Source organism: Vibrio sp. Vb1018, assembly GCF_033338775.1.
GTDB lineage: Bacteria > Pseudomonadota > Gammaproteobacteria > Enterobacterales > Vibrionaceae > Vibrio > Vibrio alginolyticus.
In genome coordinates, this window is sequence record NZ_JAWOTI010000051.1 from 1 (window position 1) to 5,175 (window position 5,175).

Here is a 5,175-nt window from a genome sequence, read left to right on the forward strand (position 1 = left end):
TGGTTGCTAACTAAAGTGAGGAGCTTACAGTTAATTCACCTCTATATCGTTTATGGTTACCTTACCTAATGCTGTTTTAAGCTTAGTAGTATAGTTTGCATTTTCATCCTTAACCCAAAGCTTTTGCCGTGCATGAGAAGGTACTTTAAACTTATCCATCAACTCAGGAGTGACTACAATATCTAGTTCTGAGTTTATTGAACGTTGTAATAAATCGTCGAATTTGTAGCTTTCTACGGTTTTATAATTCGCTTTATTTAAAGTGATATGACCACCCAAACTTGAGTCATTCAGATATAAATTGATATTAGAAAACGCAATCCCATCCCCCAAAATTTCTTTGAATAAATCTTCAATACGTGACTCGTTATTGCTCTCTAGCGCTGTACCTAGATCCATCAAAGTTGTTGTATTTAGCCCTTCAACGTTACCTTGCATACCAAATTTTGAGGACAGTAAAGTAATATCAGGCGAATCAAGATCAAACGTTCCAACTGTCCAGTTATAGTGTAGAGATGTTTTATCACTGACAACGGCTTCTGTTTTAAGCTGAATATCGCTGATATTCATACCACCTTTTCTTACTACCAGTTGTCCTTCATCAATTGTAAAAATAGATGATTGCAATGTTGGTTTAACAACGGTATCTAAAGATACTTTGCCCACATGAACACTCTCTTTACGCTCGGAAAAGTCAATGCTACTGATAGTAAATTGAGATGAGTTATCTTCGAGAGAACCAACTAGATTGAAGTTAATTTCACCTAACTTAAGTTGTGAACGAGAACCATCATTAATAACACCTACATTCAGGCTACTTTGAAGATCAATCGATTTATTATGAGGATTTAATGTATATTGGATATTTTCATTAAAAGATGTAACTTCTCGGATAAACTCAGCTGAGAGTCCTTTATCTTTAGGTAAACCTAATTGGCCTTCGACCTTTGTGCCAAAAAGGGCAACAGTTGCATCATGGTCTAAATAAACAGGTTGAGAATGGCGTTCTGCACCATCTTTTAAGTAAATAGCGAATTTTTGAGCTACTTTGTCGCCAATAAGCTTCGATTCTATTACCTGCACATCAATATAGCTATCACTGATGTCATGTGCCAAACGCTCTGTACTACGAATAAGCTCTTGAGCAACGTTCTCTATCATCAAATTATTTACGAAGTAACCACCAGTTCCACAGGCTGCTACCACAACAAACGCAACAATTGTTTTTTTCATTAACAAAATCAACCAATAAATTTAAAAGCATTACTATTCAATACGATAAATCAGCAAAACAGGGGGCATTTTGATGTTTCGTATATATTCGTGACCCAAGCCACATCCAATCGTTCCACATTATCCTCCATCACACATCTCTAACCGATTCACGGCTAAATGGGTAATATCTGGTGCTGGTTTACAGTAATGGACTCTTGAGGGGCTGGAGCTTGAGTTTGGTTATTAGAGACTCTCTGCTTAACTACATCCGAATCAGTAACGGGCTCAAACACATATTACTTCTATGATACCAATACTCATGGAGTTTAATATGAACAAGATCACTAATCTTCAACAAATCACAAGCCTACCTGTCACCACAGCCCTACAAGAACAAATCATATCCATACTCACCGAACCATTTCACGATGAAGCAGAAACCCAACAGGCATGGGATGAGCTGCAATGTGAGCTCTGGTTTCTCACATCAATTTCCGAAATATCTGCCGCCGTCGTCGTCGATATCGAACTGCTGAAACGAGCACTTACCTACACCGAATTCGAAGACGATCTGGATTACGGAGCAGTACTCACACTGAGCATTGTCGAGGACAGTGGTAAGGGTATCTACCTACTATTACCGAAGACATTACTCACCGAATTACGCCAATACTTCTCCATCGAGAATGACTAAGGAGGCGGTGATGCAATCCCGAAAATTCAAATTCAATAAACGTCAACTCGACTCACTAACACCGACGCCGCCGACAAGCAAAAGTAAGGAAACTGAATATACAGATGAACTTTGTTCTGGGCTCAAGATGATCGTCAACCGCCAAGGCAGGAAGCGTTTCTTGTTCAGGTACACACTCCACGGAACCAAGAAATCTATCCAGCTAGGTGAGTATCCTGCACTAGATATAGCAACTGCTCGCCAGATTGCCAATGACCATAAACGGGAAATTGCTCTCGGTAATGACCCTAAGGCTATTCGTGATGAGAAGCGCAACATACTCACATTTCAGGAATTCTCTGAGCTGCACTACTTACCGTATGCAATGATGAATAAACTCACCGCTAAAAGTGATGCGGGTAGTCTCAAGCTCCATTTCTATCCGAAGTGGGGCAAGAAACCTCTCACTGATATCGGTCAGCAAGACATTCAGAAATTGTTAGACGGATTACTAGAAGGTAGAAAGCCAGCCACGGTCAACCGTCTACGCTCTTTGATCCTTCGTATGTTCAGACTGGCAATGGAATGGGGCTATGTCGATTCTAATCCCGGTCAGTACATCAGGAAATTGAAGGAAAACAATGTTCGTCAACGTTTCCTATCACGGGCTGAGGTTTCTGCCTTCATCAAGGCATGTAATGAAGAACCGAATCGAACCCAAGCCAATGCACTCAAGTTTGCACTGCTAACAGGTATGCGCATAGGTGAAATAACCAGTTCGAAATGGGAGTGCCTTACCGTCGACGACGACGGCAATTGGAGCCTATTTCTACCACACACTAAGTCGGGGCTGTCGAGAACGGTCCTACTAAACCATTTAGCTAAGGAAGTCATCCATGACCAACGACGATTTCAACAACCGAAGAACCCCTATATCTTTGCCGGAGATGCACCCGGTAGACCTATCGCTCATCCGAAGAAGGCATTTGCTCGAATCAAGAAAGCTGCCGGGATTACTGACAACTTTCGTATCCACGACTTAAGGCATAGCTTCGCGTCGATCTTGATCAACTCAGGTAATGCGACCCTATATGATGTTCAGCATTTGTTGGGGCACCAGAGTCCTCAAACTTCGACTCGTTATGCTCATTTGGCTTCGAGTAGGTTGAGAGAGGTCAGTGCGAATGTGGCTGAGTTGGTTGGGAACGTGGGCGCATAGCTAAAACCACTAATAAATATCAAGATAATAACTTATCCCTCTCCTCATTTAGGAGGGGGGTTAAAAAATGATACATTAAAATCAAACATCTTCAGAAAATATGCTGTTAGTTTCCTATCTTTAGCTGTTAATGGTAGAATTTGACAAACTCCGTCTTTCGAGAAAAGGAATAGAACATTGAAAAGTATTGTTTTTTTTAACAACAAAGGCGGTGTTGGTAAAACAACCCTGCTATGCAATTTAGCTGGATACTTAGCAATACATTTAAATAAGAAAGTACTTATCGTAGATGCTGACCCGCAGTGTAATAGTACTAGCTACTTACTTGATGATATGGAAGTTGACGCTCTGTATGGGAAAGTAAGAAGAGACACTATAGAGTCTTTTATGGTTCCTGTACGTCGGGGCCAGGGCTTTATAAATTCACCTATAAAGCCAACTCACTCAAAACGTTTCCATTGTGATCTCATCCCAGGTGACCCTAAGCTATCTCTTAGTGAAGATCTACTTGCAACCGATTGGAAAGGGGCTACATCTGGCGAGCACCGAGGTATGCAAACGACTCTTGTTTTTAGACATTTAACTCATCTATATAAGGATTACGACTATATTCTTTTCGATGTCGGTCCATCTTTAGGCGCAATTAACCGTTCTGTCATGCTTGGATGTGATTTCTTTGTAACACCAATGTCTGTCGACGTGTTTAGTCTTATGGCTGTGGATAATATGAATCTATCTTTAGATAAATGGAAAGATGGCTTTGAAAGTGGTCTAGCTCGGTATAAAAAAGAAGAGGAAGAAGATTTTTCCATAAATAATGAGCGTGTTGAGTGGAGGCTTCATTTTGCAGGCTATGTCATGCAACAGTATAAAGCTAAGACCGTTAGAGGAAATAGGGTACATGTAAATGCTTACGAAAAAATTTCTAAAAAAATCCCAGCCAAAATTGAAGAACAACTAGCCAAAAACTATTCCGAAAACTTTAAGTTAGATACAAATTTGGGAGAAGTACAGAACCTACATAGTTTGGTTCCAATGTCTCAAACTTCAAAATCGCCAATTTTTGAATTAAAAGCACGTGATGGTGTTGTTGGAGCCCACTTTTCTAAAGTGGAAGAAGCTAAAGAAATCTTCAAAAACATTACGTTAAATTTGCTGCGAAATATTGACGATAAGTGAGACCAAAGATGATTACGTGGCCAGACGAGATCGTTAGTGATATTAGCAGAAGAAAATCAGTCCTTTTTCTAGGATCTGGCATTTCTATGAATAGTAAAAATGATGCCGGAGAACGTCCCAAAACATGGGCTAAGTTTCTAGAATCACTTATAGGTAACATCAAACCTAACAAACATATCAAGGCGTTAATCAAGGAACAAGACTACTTAACAGCATGTGAAGTAATTAAAAGGGAAATTGGACGACATAGTTTTACTAGAGCAGTGGAGGCTGAGTTTTTAACCCCAGCTTACAAACCTGCAGAGATTCACGAAGTCTTGTTTGATCTTGATTCTAGAATCGTTGCGACCCCAAACTTTGACAAAATTTATGAAACATATGCTAATTCAAAAGCAAATGGTTCAATTGTGGTAAAGCAACACTATGATGAAGATGTCAGCTCGTTTGTAAGAAGCCCAGGACGGCTAATTCTGAAACTACATGGCACAATAGACTCACCAGAAAAACTCATCTTTACCCGTGCTGAGTATGCTGAAGCCAGAACTAAGTATTCAGCTTTTTACGAGATATTATCAGCTCTCTCAATAACCCATACGTTTATATTTATGGGTTGCGGGGTGAATGACCCAGATATAAAGCTACTTTTAGAAGATGCACTATTTAAGCATAATAGTTCACGTCGTCACTTGATGCTTCTACCTAATGAGGCTGTACATAAATCTGTTGCATCTGTAATTGAAGATACGATGAATTTACAAATTATTAGATATTCTTCAGCTAACAACCACCAAGAATTACTAGATAGTCTGAAACAATTATCTTCATTGGTTGAAAGTGAGAGAGAAAACCTAAGAACAACACAAAACTGGTAACACTCCGCCTCCATCAC

5 protein-coding genes are annotated in these 5,175 nt (G+C 39.8%); 4 read left to right on the forward strand and 1 reads right to left on the reverse strand.

All coding sequences use genetic code 11. The features are described from left to right. Positions 1–30: 30 nt before the first annotated feature. Complete coding sequence (locus tag R7Z10_RS23750; RefSeq protein ID WP_318109327.1) at positions 31–1,233, reverse strand: hypothetical protein; 1,203 nt, start codon at positions 1,231–1,233, stop codon at positions 31–33. Positions 1,234–1,546: 313 nt separating this feature from the next. On the opposite strand from R7Z10_RS23750, the gene R7Z10_RS23755 reads away from it, so the two are divergent. The 4 genes from R7Z10_RS23755 to R7Z10_RS23770 all read left to right on the forward strand — a co-directional run bounded on the left by R7Z10_RS23755 (position 1,547) and on the right by R7Z10_RS23770 (position 5,158). After that, positions 1,547–1,909 (forward strand): hypothetical protein, encoded by a 363-nt coding sequence (locus tag R7Z10_RS23755; protein WP_025590505.1) that lies wholly within the window; start codon positions 1,547–1,549, stop codon positions 1,907–1,909. A gap of 10 nt (positions 1,910–1,919) precedes the next feature. Next, positions 1,920–3,107 carry a site-specific integrase gene (locus R7Z10_RS23760; RefSeq protein ID WP_318109334.1) on the forward strand — a complete coding sequence of 396 codons (1,188 nt, stop codon included), beginning with the start codon at positions 1,920–1,922 and terminating at the stop codon, positions 3,105–3,107. A gap of 177 nt (positions 3,108–3,284) precedes the next feature. Continuing rightward, positions 3,285–4,286, forward strand: a complete 1,002-nt coding sequence (locus tag R7Z10_RS23765; protein WP_025590449.1) for a ParA family protein — start codon at positions 3,285–3,287, stop codon at positions 4,284–4,286. Between the two features lie 86 nt (positions 4,287–4,372). Beyond that, complete coding sequence (locus R7Z10_RS23770) at positions 4,373–5,158, forward strand: SIR2 family protein (RefSeq protein WP_195744058.1); 786 nt, start codon at positions 4,373–4,375, stop codon at positions 5,156–5,158. Positions 5,159–5,175 lie beyond the last annotated feature (17 nt).